Genomic DNA, 26,340 nt, shown 5'->3' on the forward strand with positions numbered 1-26,340 from the left:
GATCGAGCTGTGAGTTGAGCCTTCACGAACACACAACCCTGGCCGGACGCACCGTCCGGTCCAGGGTTGTTTTCGGTCCGCACGAGACCAATCTGGCTCTCGGCCGCGACCTTTCGGATCGACACCGCGCGTACTACCAACGCCGCGCCGAGGGCGGTGCCGGGATCGTCGTCACCGAAGTGGCGTCGGTAGTGGCCAACGACTGGCCGTACGAGCGAGCACCGCTGGCGTCGCAGTGTGGCCCGGGGTGGCAGTCGATCTCGACTGCGTGCGCTCCGTACGGAACAGTGGTTCTTGCCGGTCTCGGTCATACCGGGATGCAGGGTTCGAGCGCATATTCACAATCGGTGCTGTGGGGACCGTCGCGGATAGCCGACCCGGTGACGCGCGAGTTGCCGATGGCAATGGGACAGCCGGAAATCGACCAGCTGATAGCGGGCTTTCGTGAAGCGGCGGCGCTGGCGATCGCTTCGGGAATGGACGGAGTGGAACTTGATGCCGGCCCTCGAAGTATTCTGCGGCAATTCCTTTCGGGCCTGACCAATACTCGACAAGATCGATACGGCACTGATCGCGCTGGCCTTCTTCGTGAGGTCATCTCGGGAGTGCGTGAGGAACTCGGACCGGACCACGTTGTCTCCTTGCGGTTGTCCTGCGACGAGGACGCACCGTGGGCGGGATTGACACCCGATCTTGCCGCAGGCTTTGCGCGTGAAGTATCTCCGCTCCTCGATCTCCTTGTCGTCGTCCGAGGTGGACTCTATTCGGCTGACCGGTACCGTCCCGACTTTCACTGCACGACGAACTTCAACCTCGACCTGTGCCTTCGGATCAAGGCAGCGGTCTCGATTCCCGTTGTCGTGCAGGGGAGTGTCGTTGATCTTGCCGACGCTCACGCAGCGCTGGAAATAGCCGAGTTCGTGGAGATGACGAGAGCACAGATCGCGGACCCTGACGTGGTCGTGAAAGCTGCGCGCGGCGATCGTCCTCGGCCGTGCGTGCTCTGCAATCAGACGTGCCTGGTGCGTGATCCGCGCAATCCGCTGGTGACGTGCGTCGGAAATCCGAGCGCGGGTTTCGAGACGGTGGACCCCGATGAGCGAGAGCAGATTTCGACACCGGGAGCCGTCCTCGTCGTGGGTGGGGGTCCCGCCGGAATGGAAGCTGCGCGGATCTCGGCGGCCGGGGGACACTCGGTCACACTCGTCGAGAGTTCATCGCAGTTCGGCGGCATGATCCGAACTTTCGCGCGAGGTGACGGCCGCAGCCGGTTCACACTCCTCGCCCAGTGGCTCGAGGACGAATGCCGTCGAAGCGGGGTGACGATGCGAACCGGGGTGGCGATCGACGCACAGGATCTCGACGACGCACGCAGGCGGGGCGAGCTGGTTGTGGTTGCCACCGGTAGTGCTGCGCGGCCACCGGCATATCCGATCGACGACTCGGTTCGATGGCTGGATGCATCGGAGGCCTTCGAGAAGTTCGCTACGGTGGGGCCGGGTCCGGTAGTGCTGATCGATCCACTCGGTGGACCGATCGCGGTGGCGCTCGCAGAAGCCCTCGCGGACAAGGGCGTCTGCGCCTCGATTGTCACCCCGGACACCATCGTCGGTTCGAGGCTCGGCGCGAGTGGGGATCTGGTCGGCGCCAACACCCGTATCCAGCAGGCCGGGATCACCCGAGTGCTCTTGTCTCGTGTCGTCGAAATCGTTGGAGACGCAGTCTGGGTCGAACACGTCTACAGCGGTGAGCGGTCTCGGCTCGAGTGCGAAGTGTTGATCGACTGCTCGCCCCGTCTGCCGGACGAAACCCTGAATGAAACCGTGTGCATCCGGGTGGGGGACTCGGTTGCCCCGAGAACTGTTCTCGAATCCATCCGCGAAGGCCGCTTTGCAGGGTTTACTACTAGAACGAGTTTCAATTCTGCAGAGAGGGCTATCTCATGACACAGGGTTCAGTTCGTTCGCTCGAAGGCCGCGTTGCTTTCATCACCGGCGCAGCGCGCGGTCAAGGACGTGCGCACGCGGTCAAGATGGCGCGCGAGGGAGCGGCGATCATTGCTGTCGACGTGTGCGCGTCGGTGGCGTCGGACAATTCTTACGAGGCAGCAACTTCCGAGGACTTTGCCGAGACGGTGCGCCTGGTCGAAGGGGAGGGCGGGAAGATCCTTGCGCGCGAGGTCGATGTCCGTGACGGCGCAGCGCTCACCGCGGTGGTCAAGGACGGTGTCGAGCAGTTCGGACGTCTCGACATCGTGGTCGCCAATGCCGGCGTCTGTAACTGGAATCGATTCTGGGAAATGTCGGACGAGCAGTGGGAGACGCTGATCGACATCAACCTGACCGGAGTCTGGAAGACACTCAAGGCCTCGGTACCGGCGATCATCGACGGTGGGCGCGGTGGATCGATCATCGTGGTCAGTTCGGTGGCGGGACTCAAGGCGCTACCCGGGCAAGCGCATTACGCGAGCGCCAAGTTCGGCTTGGTCGGGCTGACGCAGGCCGCGGCAAAGGAACTGGGGGAGTACAAGATCAGGGTCAACTCGATCCATCCCTACGGAGTCAATACGCCGATGGGTGTCGACCAGGGCGCACTCGAGGTATTTGCCAAGTTCCCGCAGTACCTTCCCAACTTCACTCCGATCCTCTCGGACATTGCTTTCGCTGAACCTGACGAGATTGCCGACACCGTCCTGTGGCTCGCCGGTGACGGTTCACGCACCGTCACGGCAAGTCATATCGCGCTCGATCAAGGAAACTCCAAGGTCTGATGACGCCGTACCCGCGCCTCTTCGCGCCACTGCGCCTGGGCAACCTGACACTCCGCAATCGGGTTGTGTTCTCCGCACACCTGACCAATTACGCGGAGAACGGGTTGCCGACGGAGCAGCACGCAAGCTACTACGAGGCGCGGGCACGCGGCGGTGCGGGTCTGATCATCACCGAGGAACACTCGACGCATCCTTCGGATCGACCGTACGAGAAGATGATTGCAGGCTATCGGCCCGACGCGATCGTGGGGTACCGGCGGATCACCGACGCCGTTCATGCTCATGGTTCGTCGATTCTCGCGCAGATCAACCACAATGGCGGTCAGGGCGCTGGAACCTATTCGCGATTGCCGCTGTTGGCGCCGAGTGCGGTCGCCGATCCGTTGTTTCGCGAGGTGCCCAAAGCGGTCGACGACGCGGACATCGCCGAGATTCTCGCAGGGTTCGCACTAGTTGCGCGCAACTGCGTCGCCGGTGGCTTTGACGGGGTGGAATTGCAGGCGTCGCAGTCGTCCATCGTGCGCGCCTTTCTTGCACCCTCGACGAACCTACGCACCGATCGCTACGGCGGGGGTGTGGCAAATCGTGCGCGTTTCCTGCTCGAGGTGCTGGGGGTACTTCGTGAGGCCGTCGGCCCGGATCGTGTGCTCGGCGTGCGCCTGAGCGGCTACGAAGGAACGCGGGGTGGGATCGAACTGTCCGACGCGGTAGCCACCGCCCAACTCATCGAAGCTGACGGTCACGTCGACTACATCAACACCACCGTCGGAATGGCCACGGAAACACTGCATCTGGTCGAAGCGTCGATGGCTGTTCCCGCCGGCTACGCCAACTTCGTCCCGTCTGCGATCAGGGAGGTAGTCGACCTTCCAGTCGTCGGAGTCGGCCGTTTCAAGACGCCGGAGCAAGCCGAAGCTGCACTCGAGGAAGGTGTGTGCGATCTGGTGGGTGTAGTTCGCGGGCAGATCGCCGATCCGGATTTTGTGAACAAGGCGCGTGCCGGTCAGTCGGCACAGGTGCGAACCTGCCTGTCCTGCAACCAGGAATGCGTCGGGCGGATGGGTCTGGGGCGTTGGTTGGGGTGCACCGAAAATCCGCGCGCTGGTCGGGAATCGGTCCCACTTCCGATGCCGCGGCGACGAGGTCGCCCCGTGGTGGTGGTCGGTGGCGGCCCTGCCGGTCTGCAAGCTGCAGCTACCGCGGCCGAGCGAGGTCATTCGGTGACGCTGTTCGAGCGTGAAGGAAGACTGGGCGGACAGATTCTTACCGCCTCGGTGGTGCCGGCCCGCCGTGAGCTCGCCGACCTCGTCCGAAATCTCGAATCGGAGTGTCGCCGAAGCGGTGTCACGATCGAGCTGGGTGTTGGAGCTGATCTCGCGATCGTGGAGGAGCGGGCGCCCGACGTGGTCGTGATCGCAACCGGGGCACGGCCTGTGCGACCGGCGTGGGCGGGCGGATCTGAGCGCGTGGTGGGTGTGCGAGAAGTTCTCGACGGTAAGGCTCTGCCGAGTGGAACGGTGCTCGTGTACGACGAGTTGGGATTCCATCAAGGTACGTCGGTGGCGGAATTCCTCGCTGATCGAGGTTGTGCTGTGACGATCGCGACCAACGGCATGGTGGTCGCGCAGGACCTGAGCATCACCCTGGATTTCGAGGCGTGGAACCGCCGGGCGTTCGAGAAGTCGATCGTGCAACGGACAGATGTGATGGTGACTTCCGTGAGCGCTGGGGCCTTGCCTCTCGTGGGGTTGGTGCACCTTCCGACGGGTGAGGTCGAGGAAGTCGCGGTCGACTGGGTGGTCTTCGCGACGCAGCAGGAACCTGTCGATGATCTTTGGAATGCGTTGCAGGGGAGTTCTTTCGAGATCTTTCGAATCGGTGACGCGTTGTCGCCGAGACGTTCGCATGCCGCGGTCATCGAGGGTCATCGGGTTGCGTTGACGATTTAAGTCGTCCGTTTTGTCTCTGGTTCTCGAATGTATGTTCGATTAAGCTTTCGGTATGGACAGTCGGGGAGCGTGGCAGCTGGATGGCGAGGACCTCGAGAGTGAGGTTCTGGATCTGGTGCGCGTCCGGCACGAGTTGCAGTCGCGGATGGTGTTGCTGATTGTGGAGATGTTTTCCCGGGAGACTGTGGTCGGGAAGGGTTTTCGGGCGATCGCGCAGTGGTTGCATGGTTCGACGAATTTGGAGATCGGTGAGTGCAGTCTGCTGGTCGGTTTGGCGAGGCTGCTGTTGCTCGAACCTGTTGTCGCGGATGCGTTTCACCGCGGGGATGTGGATGCGTTGAAAGCCCGCCAGGTGGCGTCGTTTTGTCAGCATCCACCGAAGAACATGACCCCGGCGGATGTGGACAAGGCCCGCGGAATCTTGTTGGGGTTGGCGTCGAAGAATATTGCGGATTGTGATGCGGTGCGAGCGGCGATCCGGCGGGTCGAGAGGCAGTACGGCAAACGCGAAGAAGGCGTTCCAGTTGGGGAAGATTCGGAGCGTAACGAGTTCTACGCGTCGACAGGCTTGTACGGCAGAGTCACCCTAAAAGGCGATCTGGATGCGATCAACGGTGCCCGTCTGATCACGTTGCTGTCGAGCCTGTCGGCGCCGACGCCGGAGAAGGACGGCGTCAAAGACACCCGCACTCCGGCACTACGGCGGGCGGACGGGTTCTGCGAATTACTGCGGCGGTACGAGCGGGCGGGGTTGGGTCCGATCGAAGGCGGCGTGAAACCGCACATCACTGTGACCGCATCGGCGAAGGACATGACCGATATGCAGGCTTTGAAGGACTTGTTGCCGTCGACAGAAGAGTTGGGGTTCGCGTGGGCAGATTGGGTGGGCCCGATCAGCATCGATACCGCCCGGATGTTGGCCTGCGACTGCACGGTCACTCGAATCTTGTTGGATGAGAAAGGTGTTCCGCTCGAGTGCGGCAAGGAAGTGAGAACGGCGACGGTTCCGCAGCGGCGGGCGTTGGCGGTGCGCGATGGTGGGTGTGCGTTTCCGGGGGTGTGGGACTCCGTCGGGTGGTGCGATGCTCATCATATTGTTCACTGGAGTGATGGTGGCCCAACGGATCTCGACAATCTGATCTTGTTGTGCGGCCATCATCATCGGACGATGCACCACACGCAGTGGCGGGTGGAGATAGGCCCCGATCGAAAAACGGTGTTCTACCCGCCGATGTCTGTTGATCCGTACCAACAGCCGATCGGCGGGAACAGTCCACCGACGGCCGCCTGAACGGACATAACTGAAAACGTCAGCGTGTACACCGGGGATGAACCATGCCCCGGGGTACACGCATGCTGTGTTGCGCATGCTGTGTTGCAGTGGGAGGGGCCGACACCAATACCATCGGGGGATGAGTTCTCCGCGTGACCTTGCTGCTATCCCGAGTCCGGCGCTCGAGGGCACTGCGCTCACCGTCGTGGTCCCGGTCGGTTCTTTCGAACAACACGGTCGGCATCTGCCCCTCGATACCGACACTCGGATCGCGAGAGCAGTCGCACAGGCTCTGCCTGACGTCGTCGTCGCCCCGGCCATCGAATACGGAGCGAGCGGCGAGCACGAAAGTTTTGCCGGCACTATCTCGATCGGTGCCGAGGCTATGGAAATCGTCGTTGTCGAATACGGAAGGTCCGCATTCAGGTGGGCGAAGCGGGTTCTGTTCGTCAACGGCCACGGCGGAAATGGACCCGTATTGGCCAAAGCGGTGGCACTTCTGCGGTATGAGGGGCGTGATGCCGCTTGGGTGCCGTGCGCTGTTCCGGGTGCCGACGCGCATGCCGGACACACTGAAACGAGCCTATTGCTGCACCTTTCGCCCGATTTGGTGCATATGAGCCTTGCTGAGGCAGGAAATTTGTCTCCTATCTCAGACCTGATGCCAGGAATGCGTTCGGGCGGTATGGTCGCTGTGTCGCAAAACGGCGTTCTCGGCAATCCAGTCGGGGCTACCGCCGAAGACGGCGCATACATCTTCGGTGAGTTGGTAGGACGCGTGACGGATGGACTGGCCCGGTGGGAGCCTGGTCCGGATGGGAGGCTTCGGTGACGACCACGACCGAGTGGGGGCGGACGGTCCACCTGCGACGGCTTTCGAGGCTGCGACGAGTTGCAGCACGACGGGCTACGTCCCTTACGATCATCTGATGCGACCAGCAAGACTCCCCGACGGCTTCGGCATTCGGTTGGACCCCAAGGTGCGCACGTACTCGGGTGGCCGGGTACTCATCGGCGGATCTCCGACGCGGATGCTCAAGCTGGCGCCGACGGCTGCGGCGATGATCGGTGACGGCTTCCTCGAGGTGGTCGATCAGCAGAGCGCTGCGGTTGCTCGACACCTACTCGATTCGGGTGTCGCGAATCCTCGTCCGATGTCGACGCCGTCCGCTGCGGATGTCACGGTCGTGATTCCGGTCAAGGACAACCAGGCCGGCGTCGAACGCCTGCTGCCCGTCCTCAAGGATCTGACCGTCATCGTTGTCGACGACGGTTCGGAAGTGCCGGTGGAACCTCGGCGCGCCTGCCCGGGCACCGGCACCATCACAGTGGTGCGGCACGAGAGCGCCCGCGGACCCTCGGCGGCACGGAACTCGGGATTGCATTCGGCCCAAACACGTTTCGTTGCTTTCCTCGACTCGGATGTCATCCCGCGTGCCGGTTGGCTCGAGTTGATGTTGGGTCACTTCAGCGATCCAGGGGTTGCCCTCGTTGCGCCCCGAATCGTCGCCCTCGATCCGTACGGGACGGCGCTGGCGCGGTACGAGAACATGCGATCGTCTCTCGACCTCGGACGCAAGGAAGCTGCGGTGAAGTCGGGCAGTCCGGTCGCCTATGTTCCCAGCGCGGCCGTGATCGTTCGGCGCGACGTAGCGCTCGAATGCAACGGTTTCGACGAGAGTCTCGAGGTAGCAGAGGACGTCGATTTCTGCTGGCGCCTCCAGGCAGCAGGTTGGCGCCTACGGTACGAGCCGGTAGCGCACGTCGCTCACGATCATCGAGTGCAGTTCGACAAGTGGTTCTCCAGACGTGCGTTCTACGGCACGGGTGCGGCGCCGTTGGCTGCCAGGCACGAGGGTTCGGTTCCGCCGATGGCCATGTCGTTCTCGACGCTCTTCGCGTGCATCGCCGCCGCAACACTGACACGTTCCGGTCTTGCCGGCGCACTCGGCGCTTTGCTGTTTACCGTCTACCGGCTGCGAAAGATGTTCACCGGTCTGAGCCAGCCCACCCGGATCGCGGCGATCCTCACCGCGCAAGGGTTTGTCGGCGGGTTCTGGCAACTCGCATCGGCGATGTGTCGTCACTACTGGCCCGTGACGCTCTTGGCGGTGATCGCCTCCCGTCGAATACGACGACTGGCCGTCGCAGCGGCCGTCGCCGAAGGGTTGGTGGACTGGTATCGCCACCGTGAGCCAGGCGGACTGGGACCGGTTCGGTACGTCTTCTTCAAACGAGCAGACGACATCGCGTATGGAGCCGGACTCTGGCGTGGCGCATTCGACGCCCGCGACCGCGCGGCGCTGAAACCTCGAATCACCAAGTGACAGAAGCCGACTACGCAGATTTCCTGGTTGTCGGTGGTGGCACGTGTGGCTGCGTCGTCGCAGCCAGGCTCAGTGAAGATCCATCCGCCGCGGTGATGCTCCTCGAATCGGGAAGCGGATACCGTTCGACGCTCGAACTTCCGGACGTCCTGAGTGATCCGTACCGACTGCCGGTCGGACCTGCAAGCGAATACACGTGGACGTATCCGGTCGAGCTGACCCCGCGTCGGGCGTCCACGATTGCGCGCGGGCGGACACTCGGTGGGTCCGGGGCCGTCAACGGTGCGTACTTCACCCGCGCAACCCGCGCTGATTTCGAGAACTGGCCGAGTTCGTGGCGATACGAGGACGTATTGCCGTACTTCAAGAAGTCCGAATCCGATCGCGATTTCGAGGGCGAGTTCCACGGGAGCGCCGGTCCGATCCCGGTCGAGCGTCGAGCGTGGGACCAACTGCATCCACTGAGCGGTGAGTTCCAGGCCGCAGCGCTCGCGGCTGGCTTCCCCGACGACGTCGACAAGAATGCGCCCGACTCGTTCGGCGTGGGCCGGGTTCCACTGAACGTGGCGGATCATCGTCGGATCAGTACTGCGATCGCCTATCTGATGCCGGTGTTGCACCGCCCGAATTTGCGGGTGGAATCCGGCGTGAACGTCATTCGCATCGCGTTCTCGGGAACCCGTGCGATCGGCGTCGAGGTACTCGACGGCGGTAACGTCCGGCGCATTCGTGCCGACCACGTGATCGTGTGTTCGGGTGCGGTGGCGACGCCACACATTCTATTGAATTCCGGCATCGGTCCAGCGGAACAACTTGCAGAGCAAGGAGTTTCCGTCATCCTCGACCTACCAGGCGTCGGACAGAACTTCGTCGACCATCCGGAAGTGCTTCTGCCGTGCAATTTTTCGACGCCCCGAACGATTCGATCGCAGACTCCGGTGCTGGAGACGGCCCTCAATCTCGCTGAGCTCGAAATCCGGCCGTACACTTCGTCTTTCACTGACTTGGTACCCGGTGTGCCTCGCATGGATCACGGCGTCGGGGTGGTCCTCATGGCGCCGCGCAGTCGGGGAAGCATCGAACTGGCATCGGGGGATCCCGCTGGGGCGCCGCGTATTCGATACAACTACGTCGCGTCGGCGCACGATCGAGCTGCCATGCGGGAAGGGATTCAGATCGCCGAGAATCTTCTCGAGTCGATCGCCGAGACCGGTTTGATCGACCGCCCCGTTGTGGAGTACGCCGACGAGTGGATCGAATCCCGTCTAGGAACGTCGTTGCACATGTCCGGTAGCTGCGTGATGGGGGCCGAGTCGGACCCGTTCGCAGTCGTCGATGGTCGGTGCCGTGTGATCGGTGTGCAAGGGCTCAGTATTGTTGACACGTCAATCCTGCCGACGATCCCGACTCGCGGCCCGCACGCGACCGCAGTGATGGTCGCGGAACGAGCAAGCGCCATCTTGCTCGGTGACGAGTGACCACGGGCGGCAACAGGCAGGTACCGAGAGGCGAACCGAATGGTCGTTCTCGCCGATGAGCTGTGATCGGCGTTACAGTGGTCCACGGAGCGGAGGAACGCAAAATATGGCACGTGAACAGGCTGTGTCCGGCAACCCGTGGGTGGCGGTCAGGCCAGGCGATGACGTCGCGTTACTTGCGCGGCGACTTTCCTCTGCCCATCAGTCGTTCATCGATGCCCGGGGCGTGCCCGGCCAAGGACTTACCGACGACTCCCATGTCCGTTCGGTCGTGCTCGAATCCTGGATGCGGAGCCGCAACAAGGGAGTAAATCCCGACGTTGTCGGCAACCCCGAAATGCTCGAAGGACTGGAGCTCGAAAAGTATCGATCCGCGCATCCCATGTCACTGATACGTCCGGTGATCCGGAAACTGCTGGTGGAAGATGCCGCCGAGACCGGCTTGCTGATCGCGATCAGTGACGCACACGGTCGACTGCTCTGGGTGGAGGGTGACAACTCGGCCAAGGACAAGGCGTTGTCCATGAACTTCGTCGAAGGCGCCGACTGGAGCGAAGATCGTGTCGGTACCAACGCGCCGGGAACGGCGCTTGCTCTCGATCACTCCGTACAGATCTTCGGATCCGAGCATTTCAACCGAACCGTGCACGACTGGAGTTGTTCGGCCGCACCCGTCCACGACCCCACCACTGGGCAAATCCTCGGTGCCATCGACATCACCGGTGGACCCAGGGTCGCGGTTCCCGAAGTGCTGTCGCTGATCCGTGCAACTGTTGCTGCCGCCGAATCGGAATTGCGATTCCACCTCTTGAACTCGCCCATCCCGCTCAGCGCCACGGCTCCGCGCCTCGAAACCTTCGGTGCCGGCCGGCCGACGCTGGTTCGCGGTGGCGACCGAATTCCGATTTCGCAGCGGCACGCCGAAATTCTCCTGCTGCTCTCCGAACATCCGGAGGGTCTCAGCTCCGACCACCTTGCAGTCCTGCTCGACGAGGGTGAACTCGACGCAGTGACCATTCGTGCGGAAATGTCGCGGCTTCGTAAGGTTTTCGGCGCGGACCGGCTGGCTTCGCGCCCCTATCGGATCATCACGGAGTTCACGACAGACGTCGGCGACGTGCGGGCAGCGTTGGATCGCGGAGACGCGGCGACGGCGATGAAACTGTATTCGGGCCCCGTGCTTGCAGGCTCGGCCTCTCCCGGGATCGAAGAGGTACGGGAAGAACTGCGCACCAGGGTTCAGGCAGCTCTGCTGCGTGGAGGCGACGCGAACCTCCTGGCCCGGTGGACCACGTCCGTACACGGCCGCGAAGACTCCGTCGTGTGGGAGGCCTACCTCTCCACGTTGGATCCGCAATCTCCGCTGTATTCGCAGGTCCAAGCAAGAATTGATCTCCTCGACCGCCAATTGGGCATCTGAGAATCAGCTGCGTTTCTCGCACGCAACGTACTTGCAACGTTGCAACTCCTAGTGTTGTGAATCACACCCCATCGGGGGGTGGGATTGCAGTCACCGATTTGGTGGGTGCGCCCAGGAAGAACACGTTTACATAGGAGCTTGCAATGACCGTGTACGCCCGCCCAGGTACCGCCGACGCGATCATGTCCTTCCAGTCTCGATACGACAACTGGATCGGCAACGAATGGGTTGCTCCGGTCAAGGGTCAGTACTTCGAGAACCCGACACCGGTGACCGGACAGAATTTCTGTGATGTGGCTCGTTCCACCGCAGAAGACATCGAGCTCGCTCTCGACGCAGCGCACGCAGCAGCTCCGGCCTGGGGCAAGACCTCGGTCGCCGAGCGCGCGATCATCTTGAACAAGATCGCTGACCGTATGGAGGAGAACCTCGAATCGATCGCACTCGCCGAGTCGTGGGACAACGGCAAGCCGATCCGCGAGACCATCAACGCCGACATTCCGCTCGCCATCGATCACTTCCGTTACTTCGCGGGAGCTATTCGCGCACAGGAAGGTTCGCTCTCGGAGATCAACTCCGACACCGTGGCCTACCACTTCCACGAGCCGCTCGGTGTAGTCGGCCAGATCATTCCGTGGAACTTCCCGATCCTCATGGCCGTGTGGAAGCTTGCTCCCGCCCTCGCTGCCGGCAATGCCATCGTGCTCAAGCCTGCCGAGCAGACACCCGTCTCGATCCTGCATCTCATCGGCATCATCGGTGACCTGCTGCCGGCCGGTGTTCTCAACATCGTCAACGGCTTCGGCGTGGAGGCCGGAAAGCCGCTGGCGTCGAGCCCGCGAATCAAGAAGATCGCGTTCACCGGCGAAACCACCACCGGTCGCCTGATCATGCAGTACGCATCGCAGAACCTCATCCCCGTCACCCTCGAACTCGGTGGCAAGAGCCCCAACATCTTCTTCTCCGACGTTCTCGCCTCCAACGACGATTACCAGGACAAGGCGCTCGAGGGCTTCACGATGTTCGCCCTCAACCAGGGCGAGGTCTGCACCTGCCCGTCGCGTTCGCTGATCCAGGAAGACATCTTCGACGAGTTCCTCGCGATGGCAGCCATCCGGACCAAGGCTGTGCGCCAAGGAGATCCGCTCGACACCGACACCATGATCGGCGCGCAGGCCAGCAACGACCAGCTCGAGAAGATTCTTTCGTACATCGAGATCGGCAAGGCCGAAGGCGCCAAGGTCATCACGGGCGGCGAGCGGGCCGAACTCGGCGGAGACCTGTCCGGCGGCTACTACGTCCAGCCGACGGTGTTCACCGGCAACAACAAGATGCGCATCTTCCAGGAAGAGATCTTCGGACCCGTCGTCTCGGTCACCTCGTTCAAGGACTACGACGAGGCCATCGAAATCGCCAACGACACCCTCTACGGTTTGGGTGCCGGTGTCTGGTCCCGCGATGGCGGAGTTGCGTACCGCGCAGGGCGCGACATCCAGGCCGGTCGCGTCTGGACCAACACGTACCACCAGTACCCGGCACACGCCGCCTTCGGTGGATACAAGCAGTCCGGCATCGGTCGCGAGAACCACCTGATGATGCTCTCGCACTACCAGCAGACCAAGAACCTCCTGGTCAGCTACGCCCAGAAGGCTCAGGGCTTCTTCTGATCGACCCCCGGCACCCGTGAGCCCCTCGCTGCGGGTGCCGGTGAGCACGACTGCAACACGCAAACCTGCACAACAACACGCCTGCACAACAACACGGAGGTTGGAATGAGCGCCACGGTGACACCCGATACCGGCGCCGTTCCACCCCGGTTGGTGACCACCGCTGGGGCGGCTGACCTCCTGCGCCGCCTCAGCGGGACTCACGGCGAACTGATGATGCATCAATCCGGTGGATGCTGTGACGGCTCCGCCCCGATGTGCTATCCCTCAGGGGAATTCATCGTCGGAGACCGTGACGTACTACTTGGAATTGTCGACCTCCGGCTCGCTGTCGGAGAGATTCCCGAAAACCTTCCCACCGGAACGGACGCTGTACAGGTCTGGATTTCCGGATCACAGTTCGAAGCCTGGAAGCACACCCAGTTGGTTCTGGACGTCGTGCCCGGGCGAGGCAGTGGATTCAGCTTGGAGTCTCCTGAAGGATTCAGATTCCTCAGTCGAGCAAGGGCATTCACACCGGAAGAGAACGAAGCACTCAGTGCGTCGAGCATTCTAGTAGGCGCCGATTGGGAATCGGGCGTGCGGCCTTTGCCGCCGACAGTTCCCCAGGTGGTCGCCGAGGCCGTCGACGCCTGCCCGGTGCCGGGTGCGGCCCGCCGGGCCTGAAGAAACGCGGGGGCCGACCACATGACAGCCAGTTAACAGAGCGGTCATCTCCAGGCGACCTTCTCCGTACATCGCCCACATACCGTTCACTTCACGCGACGCATCCACCGTGCGTCGTCTCATTCTTGACTGATTCAGAGGATGGACATGTCTCTTTCCGACCACGCAACCGGGAAAAACGCCGGTGCCGCGGGTGCACACCACGACGGCGCCGACTTCCATGCGGAAGACAATTCGTATCTGGAGAAACGAACACTCCGAAAGGGAACAGCAGGGTGGGTGCTGCTTGCGGGGTTGGGCGTCAGCTATGTGATTTCCGGTGACTACGCCGGCTGGAACAACGGACTGGCCGAAGGAGGCTTCGGTGGTCTTCTCATCGCGGCTGTCGTCATTGCGGGTATGTACCTGGCGATGGTGCTCGGTATGGCCGAGATGTCGTCGGCGCTTCCTGCTGCGGGCGGCGGGTACACGTTCGCCAGACGGGCCATGGGGCCCTGGGGTGGATTTGCCACCGGCACAGCAATTCTCATCGAGTACTCGATAGCGCCCGCAGCGATCGCGACCTTCATCGGTGCGTACGTCGAGTCCCTGAACCTGTTCGGGATCACTGACGGGTGGTGGGTGTACCTCGCGGTGTACGCGATCTTCATCGGAATTCACCTCACCGGTGCCGGTGAGGCACTCAAGGCGATGTTCATCATCACGGCCATCGCACTTGTCGGCCTGATTGTGTTCGCGGTTTCGGCTGTCGGCCTTTTCGATTCGTCCAACCTCACCGATATCGCCGTCGACACCAGTGCAGTCGGATCGTCGTCGTTCCTGCCGTTCGGTCTGCTGGGTATCTGGGCCGCCGTGCCCTTCGCGATCTGGTTCTTCCTTGCCGTCGAAGGTGTGCCGCTGGCCGCCGAGGAAGCGCGGGAGCCGGAGAAGAACGTCCCGCGGGGCATCATCATCAGCATGTTGATCCTGATCGTCACAGGCGCAACGGTTCTCTTCCTCGCTACCGGCGCGCTCGGTGCCGACGCCCTGTCCACCTCCGGAAATCCGCTCGTCGAGGCTCTGGGGGACAGCGGAGCGGCGAAGGCGGTCAACTACATCGGGCTTGCCGGTCTGGTCGCGAGCTTCTTCTCGATCATGTACGCATACTCACGTCAGACGTTTGCGCTCTCACGTGCCGGCTACCTGCCGAAGAACCTGTCGGTGACCAACAAGCGCAAGGCACCCACTCTTGCGCTCGTCGTTCCCGGAATCATCGGCTTCGCGCTCTCACTCACCGGTGAAGGTGCCATGTTGCTCAACATGGCGGTGTTCGGCGCGGCCGTCAGCTACGTCCTGATGATGGTGAGTCACATCGTCCTTCGTAAGCGTGAGCCGAACATGCCGCGCCCTTACCGCACGCCCGGCGGCATCGTCACCACCTCGTTTGCACTCGTGATCGCAGCAGTGTCAGTGGTGGCCACCTTCCTGGTCGATCCCGTTGCGGCACTGCTGACGTTGGTCGCCTTCGGTGTTCTGATGGCCTACTTCGGCCTCTACAGTCGTCACCACCTTGTTGCCAACTCGCCGGACGAGGAGTTTGCTGTACTTGCACAGGCGGAAGAAGAATTGGGATGAGTCGCGGGATGGCCAAGTATCACCAGCAGGTATCCGGAACCAACTACTCGTTCGACGGTCTCGTCGATCTGATGGCGAAGGCGACACCGCTGCGCTCAGGCGACGAGCTCGCCGGTTGTGCGGCAAGCTCCGACGCCGAACGTGCTGCTGCCCAATGGGTTCTGGCTGATCTTCCCTTGACGATATTCCTCGAGGATCTTTTGGTTCCGTACGAGGACGACGAGGTAACTCGGCTCATCGTCGACAGCCACGATCGCCTGGCCTTTGCGCCGGTGGCGCACCTGACCGTCGGCGGATTGCGGGACTGGTTGCTCGAGACTGCGTCGGCACCGGAAGCTTCCGCACGCTTGTCTGCCGTCAGTCCCGGGCTCACCCCGGAAATGGTTGCCGCGGTCAGCAAGATCATGCGCAATCAGGACCTGATCGCTGTCGCCAAGGCCATCACGGTCACTGCGGGGTTCCGCACGACCATCGGTCTGGCTGGACGGTTGAGCACTCGCCTGCAACCGAATCACCCGACGGACGATCCGCGCGGCATCGCGGCGGCAACACTCGACGGCCTCCTGATGGGATGCGGCGACGCCGTCATCGGTATCAATCCCGCGACGGATTCGCCCCAGGCCACCTCGGATCTGCTCCACCTGCTCGACGACATCCGTCAGCGTTTCGAGATCCCGACTCAGTCGTGCGTGCTCTCGCACGTGACCACCACGATCGGACTGATCGAATCGGGAGTGCCGGTCGATCTGGTTTTTCAATCGATCGCCGGCACCGAAGGCGCGAATTCCGGTTTCGGAGTGAATATTCCGCTGTTGCGTGAGGGTAACGAGGCCGGGCGTTCCTTGAACCGCGGAACGGTCGGCAACAACGTCATGTACCTCGAGACGGGGCAGGGGTCCGCCCTGAGTTCAGGGGCGCACTACGGCACCGGCGGCGCCCCGGTCGATCAGCAGACTCTCGAAACGAGAGCATACGCGGTGGCACGTGATCTCGAACCGCTACTGGTCAACACGGTGGTCGGCTTCATCGGTCCCGAGTATCTCTACGACGGCAAGCAGATCATTCGTGCGGGCTTGGAAGATCACTTCTGCGGAAAACTACTCGGGCTACCGATGGGAGTGGACGTCTGCTACACCAACCACGCCGAAGCCGATCAAGACGACATGGACAACCTACTCACCTTGCTGGGCGTCGCCGGCGCTGCGTTTGTTATCGCGGTCCCTGGCGCTGACGACGTGATGCTCGGCTATCAAAGTCTGGCGTTCCACGACGCGCTGTACGTCCGCAAAGTGCTCGGTTTGCAACCGGCACCGGAATTCGAGACGTGGCTCCACAATTTGGGGATGACGGACTCGAACGGTCGGGTTCTTCCGATCGATGCCGGGATCTCACCCCTGCGGGCTTTGACGGTGAACTCATGACCGAAGATCAGGCTCCGATCCTCGATTTCTGGGGTCCACTGCGCAAGACCACGCAATCGCGTATCGGGTTGGGTCGTGCCGGTGATTCGTTGCCCACCAAACGGGTTCTCGAATTCAAGGCAGCGCACGCCGCAGCTCGCGACGCAGTCCACGAGCCACTCGATTCGCAGACGCTTGCCAGCCGGGTCGAAGGGGTGGGCATCGGGGCGCCGGCGGTGGTGGCGAGCAGCGTCTCCACGCGTAGCGAGTATCTCCGGCGGCCAGATCTGGGACGCCAGCCTGCCGACCTGAGTGCGATCACGAGTTCCGACAAGGAAATCGGATTCATCCTCGCCGACGGACTATCCCCGCGCGCGCTGATGGACCACGGCGAACAACTCCTGTCCGCATTGGTCACGGTGCTGGGGGAGCGGTATTCCATAGCGCCGCCCGTGATCGCCACGAACGCTCGTGTTGCACTGGGCGATCACATCGCCGCCGCGATGGGAGTGCAGACGGCGATCGTCCTGATCGGCGAACGTCCAGGGCTCTCTGTTGCGGACAGCGTCGGGATCTATCTGACTCACCTTCCGCGCGTCGGTCGTACCGACGCGGATCGAAACTGCATTTCCAATGTCCACCCGCCCGAGGGTCTCGGATACGAGCAGGCTGCTCGTGTCGTCCTGGGGTTGGTGGCGGGAGCGCGCCAGTTGGGCCGCTCCGGCGTCGACCTCAAGGACACCTCTCGCGCCGACGCTGTGACCACAGGCGTGGTGGCTTCAGGTGAGGCCATCACGCTCGACTGAGTCTCCTGCCCTTCATATCTCGCCCGAGCGACCGGAGTCGGTCCAGACACTGCATCCCGATCCTGCAGAAAGTCGGCGTTGCGGATCGAGCGCGGTCACCCTAAAGTGATGTTCTTCATCATCAGATGATATTCGGCGCCGGGGGGCTCGATGCATGTCTACACAGTTGTAGTTGTCGGAAGCGGGATTGGCGGGCAGTGCGCAGCCAAGGCTATGTTGGAACAAGGAATCAATGACCTCGTCATCTTGGAACGACGGTCGTTTGCCGGGGGGACGTGGCGGCAGAATCGCTATCCGGGCGCTGCAGTCGACGTCCAAAGCCCGTTGTATTCGATTGCTTCCGAACCGTTCGAGTGGACCCGAATGTTCGCTGAGCAGGACGAACTCGAGAGGTACACCGAGCACGTCATCGAGTCCAACGGTCTGGCTGCACTCACTCATCTCGATACGAACGTCACCAAGGTCGAGTGGTGTGGGGATCATTGGTTCATCTCGACTTCTCGCGGTGACTACCTGGCAAGGTTCGTGATCAATGCGTCCGGGCCACTCAGTTCACCCGTGATTCCCGCATATCCCGGACGACATCGCTTCCGCGGAGCCCAGTTCCACACGAATGACTGGGATACCGACTACGACTATCGAGGCAAACGTGTAGCGATCGTCGGAAGTGGGGCGAGTGCCGCGCAGGTGATTCCGGCGATCCAGCCCGACGTGGCGCACCTGCACGTATTCCAGCGAACTCCGCACTGGGTGATGCCGCGGCCCGACCGTGACTTCACCCCGTTGCAGCGGAAGTTGTTGAAGGTGAGCCTGATTCGCCGAGCAGTGCGTTCAACCATCTACTGGAGTCTCGAAACGAGGATCGTCGGGTTCAAGTACTCGAAGCTGGGTCTGCGACTTGTTGCCGAGAGGAAGGCTCGCGGTCTCTTGAAGTCGCAGGTGACCGACGACAAGCTCCGCGCCAAGATCACCCCGGACTACACTATCGGGTGCAAGCGAATCATTTTGTCCAACAAGCTTTATCCAGCCTTGGGTTCGCCCGACGTCTCGGTGCACGACCGAGAGGACGGCATTGCCGAAATCACCGAAACCGGCATCGTGACCACGAGTGGAGCGCGTGTCGACGTCGACCTGCTGGTGTGGGCTACCGGCTACGACGCGACCGACGGTCTCATCTCCTATCCGGTCATCGGCCGCGGCCGGCGCGAACTGGCCGAGACGTGGAACCCCTATCCCCGCGCATATCTCGGTACGACGATCCCCCAATTCCCGAATCTGTTCATCGTGACCGGCCCCAATACCGGTATCGGGCATACATCGGCGATTTTCCTCATCGAGGCTCAGATGGAGTACATCGTACAAGCCATATCTGCGGTGACCGCAGCCGGAGCGGTGTCGATCGAAGTCAGAGAGGATGCAGAGAAGGCATATACCGAGAAGATTCATCGGGAGATGGAGGGCACGGTCTGGAAGGAGGGTGGCTGCCACAGCTGGTATCAGTCTCGTTCCGGTCACGTCGTAGCCATGTTCCCCGGCTTCAGTTTCACCTTCCGCCGGTGGGCGCGGCGGTTCCGCCGGAAAGATCACTATATCCAGTCTGCGGTAACAAGATTCGCTGTCGTCGACGGCGCGCAGTCGTGATGTCCATCCGAAAGCCTCGGCAGCGGCGCGACAGCGTTGTCTTCGTGACTGGGGCCGGCGGCGGAATCGGAGCGGCGGTGGCCGGCGCGTTGCACCGAAACGGTGCGTCTGTCGTGCTGGTCGACCTGAAACTGTCCGACGTCGATGCCGTCGCAGACCGCCTGGGGCCGGACCGGGTACTGCTCGTTCATGCCGACGTGACCAAGCGCGAGCAACTCGACGCGGCGATCGCTGCCACCATCGACACATTCGGCCGACTCGACATTGTGTTTGCGAATGCCGGAATATCCAGTGGTCCAGCAGCTTTGACAATTCGCTCGGCCGAAGACGGTGTTTTCGAACGGGTGATCGGCGTCAACCTTCTCGGAGTCTGGAATACCGTGCGCGCTGCGCTGCCACACATTCTCGGCTCCGGTGGCTACGTGCTCGTCACGTCGTCGACATACGCATACCTCAACGGACTGGTCAATGCCCCGTACGCAGCGTCCAAGGCTGCTGTCGAGCAGATCGGCCGGGCGCTCCGGACAGAGCTGTCCGGAACCGGAGCAAGTGCGGGTGTCCTTTATCCCGGATGGGTGGCAACTCCGATCGCCGACATCGCGTTCGGCGGCGACGCGATTGCGACGTCGCTCGTCTCGCGTGCCTTCCCAGGCTTCTTGCGGCGCCCGATAACCCCGGAAAAGCTGTCGCGAGCGGTGGTTCGGGGTGTTGGCAGGCGCGCACCTCGCATCCAGGTACCCGGCCGCTGGATTCCGGTCTCGTGGTTGCGCGGCATGGTCAACCCGGTGTCGGACTTCATATTGGAGCATGACAGCGAGGTCACCCGGCTGACTGCGGAGTTGGACCGTCGTGCAAGGTGACGTCGAGGCTTGTGTTCTGATGTAGTCGTGACCGGGGTTTCGCAGGGAGGTTTGCGATCGTACGGCGGCGAGAGTGCCGCCGATCGAGATCAGCGTCGCCGACGTCAGCTTGTGGACGCGGGGTTGCGGGTGTTCGGGACCTCTGGATATCGCGCTGCAACCGTGCGCGGACTTTGCCGTGAAGCCCGAGTTGCAGATCGATACTTTTACCAGTACTTCGATGGGATCGAAGACCTTCTTCTGGCTGTGTACGGCGAGTGCATGGAGCGCCTCACGACGACGACTGTCGAGGCGGTGGCAGGGTTGGATGTGGATACCGATGTTGCGATTGTGGCCGAACGGGGGCTGGACGCGTTCTTCAGCGTCGTGGAGGACCCGCACCTCGCTCGCGTCGTCTGGTTGGAGGTTCTTGGCGTCAGTGCCCGGGTGGAGCAGACGTATCTCAGCGCGATGAAACAGTTCGGTGCCTTGATGTTGGACTATCTCCGCGGAGTCGGTGCTGATCTCAGTCCTCACGACGGAATCGATGTCGAGTTGCTCGTGACCGCGGCGGTCGGCGGGATCAGCCACATTGCGTTGACCTGGTTTCTCGGCGGCTATGCGACGGAGCGCCCGGTTGTCGTGGCAACCACTACGCACTTTCTTGCCACCCGCGCCCCGCTGTGAACGGTGACTTCACAGCGGGGGTGCGCCGTGTGATCTGATTCTTTTCGAGCCCTATCATCGGGCCGCGGAGCCCTCGGGCGTCCGCGACGACGCTGGAGCCGCTTGCGGCACGTGACGAGGAGAATTTCGATGGCCTTTGCTGGCAATGTGGACGAGTTGGCACTGCTTCAGGCGGTACGTCTCAAGGAGCGGGTGGGTTCGGTAGTTCTCGCCGAGCACCTGGGTGTCAGTGCAGCGTCAGGTCGAGCTGCGTACGACGCGCTCGTCGAGCAGGGTAAAGCAACCGAGTCGGATGATGCGATCAGTCTGACCGCGAAGGGTCTGGCGGAGCTCGACGATCAGCTCGACGCCGAGCGCGTCTCCATCGACGAGGATTCCATCGGCGAGGTGTACGAATCCTTCGCGCCGTTGGACGCAGAGTTTGTCGCTCTGATCGGCTCGGCGGATGCGGATTCGCTTGCCGAACTTGATCGTCGGGCCGAGAATCTGTTCGACGACCTGTCCGCCTTCGTGCCACGACTGTCGCGCTATCAGGATCTTTTCGCGGCTGCTCTCGCGAAAGTTCAAGCAGGGGAGTCCAAGTGGATCTCGGAGCCGATCATCGACTCCTATGCGACGGTGTGGGCGGAAGCTCGCCAGGAGCTGTTGGGGGCCGCTGGTAAGTCCTGATCCTGTTGGGTGGGTGAGGTGTGAAACTCGTTAGAGTTGCGTACAAATCGTGACGGGAGTCACGCCTCACCCCCTTTCGGGGGTAGTGGGGGGTGAGCCACATCACTACCTTTCTTCCTATCGACGGTGAGGCCCACAGGGCGACACCACCGGACCACGGAGGAAACGAGTGACCACAGTCTCTCCCACGGGCGGAGCGGATGCCTCCGGCATCGCAGTACCCCCGACAAATACCACCAGCGTGCGGCGCGTTGCGATCGCGAGCTGCATCGGCACCACCATCGAGTTCTACGACTTCTTCATCTACGGAACCGCTGCGGCACTGGTCTTTCCGACAGTGTTTTTCCCCGCGCTCGGTGCCACCGCGGGAACTGTCGCATCGTTTGCGACCTTCGCAGTCGCCTTCATCGCCCGGCCCGTCGGCGCAATGTTGTTCGGGCACTTCGGCGATCGCATCGGTCGCAAGAAGACCCTGATCTCGACGCTTCTGCTCATGGGTATTTCGACGCTCCTGATCGGTTTGCTGCCCGGTGCGGCAACTATCGGTGTCGCCGCTCCGATCATCCTGGTGCTCTTGCGATTCGGCCAAGGCTTCGCGGTCGGTGGCGAATGGGCAGGCGCAACCCTGCTTACCGCGGAATACGCTCCACCGGGCAAACGTGGTCTGTACGCGATGTTCCCGCAGCTCGGCCCCGCAATCGCCTTCGTACTCTCGAGCAGCACCTTCCTCATCACCGGCGTTGTTCTCGGCGATACCAACCAGGCCTTCCTCGACTACGGCTGGCGTATCCCGTTCCTGTTCTCCATCGTGTTGGTCGGAATCGGCCTCTACATGCGACTCGCTATCGAGGAGACCCCGGTCTTCAAAGCGGAGCAGGCAGAGCGCGTCGCAGAGCAGAAGAACGAAGCACCTCGCACCCTCCCGTTCCTGGATGCCTGGCGGTTCCAGACCAAGGAGATCCTGCTCTCGGCCGGCGCCCTGGCTTGCCTGTTCGCGTTCTTCTACATGGGCACGGCGTTCCTCACGAGCTACGGAACCAAGACTCTCGGCTTCTCCCGCCCGTTCGTCCTGTCGGTCGGTATCGCTTCCGCCTTCGTCTTCGGTGCGGCGATCATCGTCTCCGCTCTGTACTCGGACCGCATCGGGCGTCGCAAAGTCATCATGATCTCGTGTGGTCTGGCCGTCGTCTGGGCGCTGGTGCTGTTCCCGCTCCTCGACACGGGATCGCCGATCGCGTTCATCATCGGAATGTTCGGCACGCTGATGATCTTCGGAATCGCATACGGCCCCTGCGGTGCGCTGCTTCCGGAAATGTTCCATACCCGCTACCGCTACACAGGTGCCGGCCTCGGCTACAACCTCGCCGGAGTGCTCGGTGGCGCAGTGCCGCCGCTGATCGCCGCACCGCTGGCCTCGGCCTACGGGAGTATGGCCATCGGAGTCATGCTGTCGATCCTGGGTGTGCTGAGCCTGATCTGCACCTGGGCGCTCGTCGAGACCAAGGATCACGCGCTGTAAACACTGTGCGCCTTTATTAACCGCCGGCGGTTAATAAAGGCGCACAGCAGGCGGGTGGGGTGTCCGGACTTCAGACAGTTACGGGCACCCCGCACCGGGAAGTATGTCGTGCATCACACCGAATCGAGTAAATTCGTAGATGAGAGGGTCCGCTGCGGCGGCCCCTCTCATAGGTGCCTGAACAGGTAACCGGAGAGGACAGAACACATGAGTACGCCGCTGCCCAGCTATACGTCCGGAGTATGGGACGGTCCGATGCTGGGCGACACCATCGGAGACAACCTGGATCGCACGGTTGCCGCGCACGGTGACCGTGATGCGTTGATCGACCATGCCAGCGGTCGACGATGGACGTACCGGGAGTTCGCCGAGCAGGTGAACGGGCTCGCTGCCGGACTTCTTTCCCGTGGTGTGGGGAAGGGCGATCGGGTAGGGATGTGGGCTCCAAACTGTCCGGAATGGACGTTCACGCAATATGCGACGGCAAAGATCGGGGCGATCCTGGTCAACATCAACCCGGCGTACCGCTCGCACGAGTTGCAGTACGTGCTCGAGCAGGCCGGAATCTCGACGCTGGTGTCTGCGGCGAGCTTCAAGACTTCGGACTACGCGTCGATGATCGAGACGGTGCGGCCGCAGTGCCCCGATCTGACGTCGGTGATCCTGCTCGGTTCACCCGAGTGGGACTCAGTGCTTGCAGGCGGGTTGGCGGCGCAGGCAATCGATCCGGCTCCGCTCGCCGCTGCCCAAGCCGCGCTGTCGGCCGACGACGCGATCAACATCCAATACACCTCGGGGACTACCGGTTTCCCGAAGGGCGCGACGCTCAGTCACCACAACATCCTCAACAACGGCTACTTCGTCGGTGAGTTGTGCCACTACAGCGAGGTTGATCGGGTGTGCATCCCGGTGCCGTTCTACCACTGCTTCGGCATGGTGATGGGTAACCTTGCGTGCACCAGTCACGGTGCGGCCATGGTCATTCCGGGTCCGGCATTCGATCCGCGTGCTTCACTCGAAGCTGTTCAGGCCGAAAAGTGCACATCCCTCTACGGCGTTCCGACGATGTTCATCGCAGAGTTGGCGTTGCCGGACTTCGAGAGCTTCGATCTGTCGAGTCTTCGTACCGGCATCATGGCGGGTTCGCCCTGCCCGGTCGAGGTGATGAAGCAGGTCATCGATCGCATGGGGATGGAAGAGGTGTCCATCTGCTACGGCATGACGGAGACGGCGCCGGTGTCGCTGCAGACTCGCTCGGACGATTCGATCGCGCAACGCACCGAAACGGTCGGACGGGTAGGGCCGCACCTCGAGATCAAGATCGTCGATCCGGCAACCGGATTGACGGTATCCCGCGGCGAACCCGGTGAGCTGTGCACCCGCGGGTACTCGGTCATGCTCGGCTACTGGGAGAACGCGGAGAAGACCGCCGAGGCGATCGACGCTGCCAGGTGGATGCACACCGGAGACATCGGAGTGATGGACGAGGCCGGGTACGTCGCTATCACCGGACGCATCAAGGACATGGTCATCCGCGGTGGTGAGAACGTCTATCCGCGTGAGATCGAGGAGTTCCTCTACACCCACCCCGACATTCTCGATGCTCAGGTCATCGGTGTGCCCGACGCAAAGTACGGCGAGGAATTAATGGTGTGGGTCCAGATGCGTGAAGGCGCAGACGATCTGGACGCTGATTCGGTCCGTGCGTTCTGCACCGGCAAGCTCGCGCACTACAAGATCCCGCGGTACGTCCACGTCGTGGACGAGTTCCCGATGACGGTGACGGGCAAGGTCCGCAAGATCGCGATGCGAGAACAGGCAATCGAATTGATCGGTCAGGCCTGAGAGTATGTCCGCGAACCCAGGGGAGCGTGAGCCGGTACGCCCCGAGATCGCGCTCTCCTGGAAGCGTTCTCGACTCAGTGGCCTCGATCCGTCGTCGGCTATCGCCGTGGACACCGAGGAGCAGGACGGCGAGTCTCGTCTGCTCCGGGCCGCCGCACCTGTGCTGGACGAGGTTTCGCAACAGATCGCGGGCACCGGTTTTTGCGTCCTGCTGGCCGATCGGGACTGCCGAGTGGTCGCCTCGGTGTACTCCGACAGTCGAGTCGAGCGGACGATCGAGCGGTTGGGCGTCGTCAACGGTTCACGCTTCGGCGAAGAGCACGCCGGCACCAACGCGCTCGGTACGCCGCTCGAGGTCGGACGCAGTGTGGTGATCCACGGTGACGAGCATTTCCTCGAGAGCCTCAAGGGATTGAGCTGCTACGGCCAGCCGATCCTGCACCCCGTCACCCGTCGCGTCGAGGGAATACTCGACATGACGGGCGTTGTCTCGCAGGCCAACCCGCTGTTCGCGCCGTTCCTCGCACGTGCGGCAGCGGACATCGAGAAGCGACTGCTCGAGGGCTCGAAAGCGTCGGAGCAGCGTTTGGTCGACGCATTCCAACGAGTTTCACATCAACGACACATCGCCGTCGCGGCCATCGGCGACGACATCCTGCTGAGTAATCGAACCGCCCTGGACCTGCTGGACACTGCTGATCACGTGTCGCTCCGTTCCTTGATCGCCGACCTCAACCCGGATCAATCACGATTGGTGACAGTCGAATTGGCGTCCGGTGCGCTGGCGCGAGTTCAGGCCGACCGTATTTCCGGGGCCGACGGCGGGGCGCTCTTCCTGGTCGAACCGCTCCAGCGTGAACGGGCACCGATCCGTAGAACACATGAGCGGGCCCCGTCTCCGGGTGAACGACTGCGCCGAGACTTGATGCGAGCGCGGGCTGGTTCTGCCGCTGTGGCGATCTCGGGTGAGGCGGGTTCCGGCCGAACCTCGGCAGCTTCCGACGTCGTTGGCAGCGTCGACGCGAGTTGGCTCGATGCCACGCGGATCGCATTCGACGGACGTGAGCAATGGGTTACCGATCTTGTGCGAGCCGCCCGTAAGCGTTCGGGCGTCGTCGTGATCGAACAGGTGCAACTTCTTCCCGATTCGATGTTGCCGCTGGTTACAGAGCTGATCGACGCCAGCGCCGAGGGGCCGCGGATCGTGCTGACCAGCGGCGCGATAGCTGATCTACCGCCGACCATCGCATCGCTCATCTCGCGTTGTGCTTCCAGGGTTGTCATAGCCCCACTGCGTGAGCGACAAGCAGAGATCGCCGAGTTGGCGCAGGCGATGCTGGAGGGGATATCGCCCGAACTGAGGTTGACCGCCAGTGCTACCGAAGCGCTCGCGGCGGCCAGTTGGCCGGGCAATCTGGCCGAGTTACGCGTCGTACTGCATCGCGCCTCAGGCGATCGCTCCAGCAACCGCATCGACGTCGTCGATCTGCCCGAGGACTACCGCACCACTACCAAGGTGTCGCGGTTGGCGGGGCGGGAGAAGGCCGAGCGTCAGGCGATCATCGGAGCGTTGAAAGACTGCGGCGGCAACAAGGTTCACGCCTCGGCGCAGCTCGGAATCAGCCGAAGCACTCTCTACACACGTATGCGGGCGCTGGACATCACTGTGTAGTTCGCTGTCCGATTCCAGTTGTACAAAGTTCGGACAGTTAGCACCCCCGGAAGCGCGGAAGTATGGCGTGCATCACATTCGCACCTCACTACTTCAGG

Annotated in this window: 20 protein-coding genes; all 20 read left to right on the forward strand. The window is 62.4% G+C overall.

The genetic code is table 11. The annotated features are described in order from the left end of the window. Positions 1 to 14 precede the first annotated feature (14 nt). Positions 15 to 1,946 carry a mycofactocin system FadH/OYE family oxidoreductase 1 gene (locus tag QM716_RS16560; RefSeq protein ID WP_283305109.1) on the forward strand — a complete coding sequence of 644 codons (1,932 nt, stop codon included), beginning with the start codon at positions 15 to 17 and terminating at the stop codon, positions 1,944 to 1,946. Continuing rightward, positions 1,943 to 2,770, forward strand: coding sequence for a mycofactocin-coupled SDR family oxidoreductase (locus tag QM716_RS16565; RefSeq protein WP_283305110.1), 828 nt, complete (start codon positions 1,943 to 1,945; stop codon positions 2,768 to 2,770). The genes QM716_RS16560 and QM716_RS16565 overlap by 4 nt, the downstream gene beginning before the upstream one ends. Beyond that, positions 2,770 to 4,719: a mycofactocin system FadH/OYE family oxidoreductase 2 gene (locus QM716_RS16570; protein ID WP_283305111.1), complete on the forward strand. Its 1,950-nt coding sequence runs from the start codon at positions 2,770 to 2,772 to the stop codon at positions 4,717 to 4,719. The genes QM716_RS16565 and QM716_RS16570 overlap by 1 nt, the downstream gene beginning before the upstream one ends. Before the next feature lie 52 nt (positions 4,720 to 4,771). After that, complete coding sequence (locus tag QM716_RS16575; RefSeq protein WP_283305112.1) at positions 4,772 to 6,010, forward strand: HNH endonuclease signature motif containing protein; 1,239 nt, start codon at positions 4,772 to 4,774, stop codon at positions 6,008 to 6,010. A gap of 121 nt (positions 6,011 to 6,131) precedes the next feature. After that, the gene (mftE, locus tag QM716_RS16580; protein WP_283305113.1) at positions 6,132 to 6,824 is read left to right on the forward strand and encodes a mycofactocin biosynthesis peptidyl-dipeptidase MftE; all 693 of its coding nucleotides are present in this window, start codon (positions 6,132 to 6,134) and stop codon (positions 6,822 to 6,824) included. Positions 6,825 to 6,921: 97 nt separating this feature from the next. Further along, positions 6,922 to 8,319, forward strand: coding sequence for a mycofactocin biosynthesis glycosyltransferase MftF (gene mftF / locus QM716_RS16585; protein ID WP_283305114.1), 1,398 nt, complete (start codon positions 6,922 to 6,924; stop codon positions 8,317 to 8,319). After that, positions 8,316 to 9,797 (forward strand): mycofactocin dehydrogenase MftG, encoded by a 1,482-nt coding sequence (gene mftG, locus QM716_RS16590; RefSeq protein WP_283305115.1) that lies wholly within the window; start codon positions 8,316 to 8,318, stop codon positions 9,795 to 9,797. Before mftF ends, mftG begins: the two co-directional genes overlap by 4 nt. Before the next feature lie 106 nt (positions 9,798 to 9,903). Then, entirely contained in the window at positions 9,904 to 11,217 is a 1,314-nt protein-coding gene (locus tag QM716_RS16595) for a sigma-54-dependent transcriptional regulator family protein (protein WP_019744245.1), read from the forward strand. A 143-nt stretch (positions 11,218 to 11,360) separates the two neighbouring features. Then, entirely contained in the window at positions 11,361 to 12,884 is a 1,524-nt protein-coding gene (gene adh / locus QM716_RS16600) for an aldehyde dehydrogenase (protein WP_283305116.1), read from the forward strand. Positions 12,885 to 12,989: 105 nt separating this feature from the next. Beyond that, positions 12,990 to 13,550 carry a DUF779 domain-containing protein gene (locus QM716_RS16605; protein ID WP_283305117.1) on the forward strand — a complete coding sequence of 187 codons (561 nt, stop codon included), beginning with the start codon at positions 12,990 to 12,992 and terminating at the stop codon, positions 13,548 to 13,550. Between the two features lie 141 nt (positions 13,551 to 13,691). Next, positions 13,692 to 15,164, forward strand: coding sequence for an ethanolamine permease (gene eat, locus QM716_RS16610; RefSeq protein WP_283305118.1), 1,473 nt, complete (start codon positions 13,692 to 13,694; stop codon positions 15,162 to 15,164). Further along, complete coding sequence (locus QM716_RS16615) at positions 15,161 to 16,585, forward strand: ethanolamine ammonia-lyase subunit EutB (RefSeq protein WP_283305119.1); 1,425 nt, start codon at positions 15,161 to 15,163, stop codon at positions 16,583 to 16,585. Before eat ends, QM716_RS16615 begins: the two co-directional genes overlap by 4 nt. After that, positions 16,582 to 17,370, forward strand: coding sequence for an ethanolamine ammonia-lyase subunit EutC (gene eutC / locus QM716_RS16620; protein WP_283305120.1), 789 nt, complete (start codon positions 16,582 to 16,584; stop codon positions 17,368 to 17,370). The genes QM716_RS16615 and eutC overlap by 4 nt, the downstream gene beginning before the upstream one ends. A 150-nt stretch (positions 17,371 to 17,520) precedes the next feature. Further along, positions 17,521 to 19,011 carry a flavin-containing monooxygenase gene (locus tag QM716_RS16625; protein ID WP_283305121.1) on the forward strand — a complete coding sequence of 497 codons (1,491 nt, stop codon included), beginning with the start codon at positions 17,521 to 17,523 and terminating at the stop codon, positions 19,009 to 19,011. 44 nt (positions 19,012 to 19,055) lie between these two features. Then, entirely contained in the window at positions 19,056 to 19,871 is an 816-nt protein-coding gene (locus QM716_RS16630) for an SDR family NAD(P)-dependent oxidoreductase (protein WP_283305122.1), read from the forward strand. Positions 19,872 to 19,898: 27 nt separating this feature from the next. Next, a complete protein-coding gene (locus QM716_RS16635) occupies positions 19,899 to 20,537 on the forward strand; it encodes a TetR/AcrR family transcriptional regulator (protein ID WP_283305123.1) in 639 nt (212 codons plus the stop codon). 129 nt (positions 20,538 to 20,666) lie between these two features. Further along, entirely contained in the window at positions 20,667 to 21,206 is a 540-nt protein-coding gene (locus QM716_RS16640) for a hypothetical protein (RefSeq protein ID WP_283305124.1), read from the forward strand. Positions 21,207 to 21,375: 169 nt separating this feature from the next. After that, positions 21,376 to 22,725, forward strand: a complete 1,350-nt coding sequence (locus QM716_RS16645; protein WP_502942063.1) for an MFS transporter — start codon at positions 21,376 to 21,378, stop codon at positions 22,723 to 22,725. Between the two features lie 207 nt (positions 22,726 to 22,932). Then, positions 22,933 to 24,570, forward strand: a complete 1,638-nt coding sequence (locus tag QM716_RS16650) for an AMP-binding protein (protein WP_283305125.1) — start codon at positions 22,933 to 22,935, stop codon at positions 24,568 to 24,570. Positions 24,571 to 24,574: 4 nt separating this feature from the next. Further along, a complete protein-coding gene (locus QM716_RS16655) occupies positions 24,575 to 26,242 on the forward strand; it encodes a sigma-54-dependent Fis family transcriptional regulator (protein WP_283305126.1) in 1,668 nt (555 codons plus the stop codon). Positions 26,243 to 26,340: the final 98 nt, after the last annotated feature.

Origin of the sequence: Rhodococcus sp. IEGM 1409 (assembly GCF_030056735.1) — a bacterium.
Lineage (GTDB): Bacteria > Actinomycetota > Actinomycetes > Mycobacteriales > Mycobacteriaceae > Rhodococcus_F.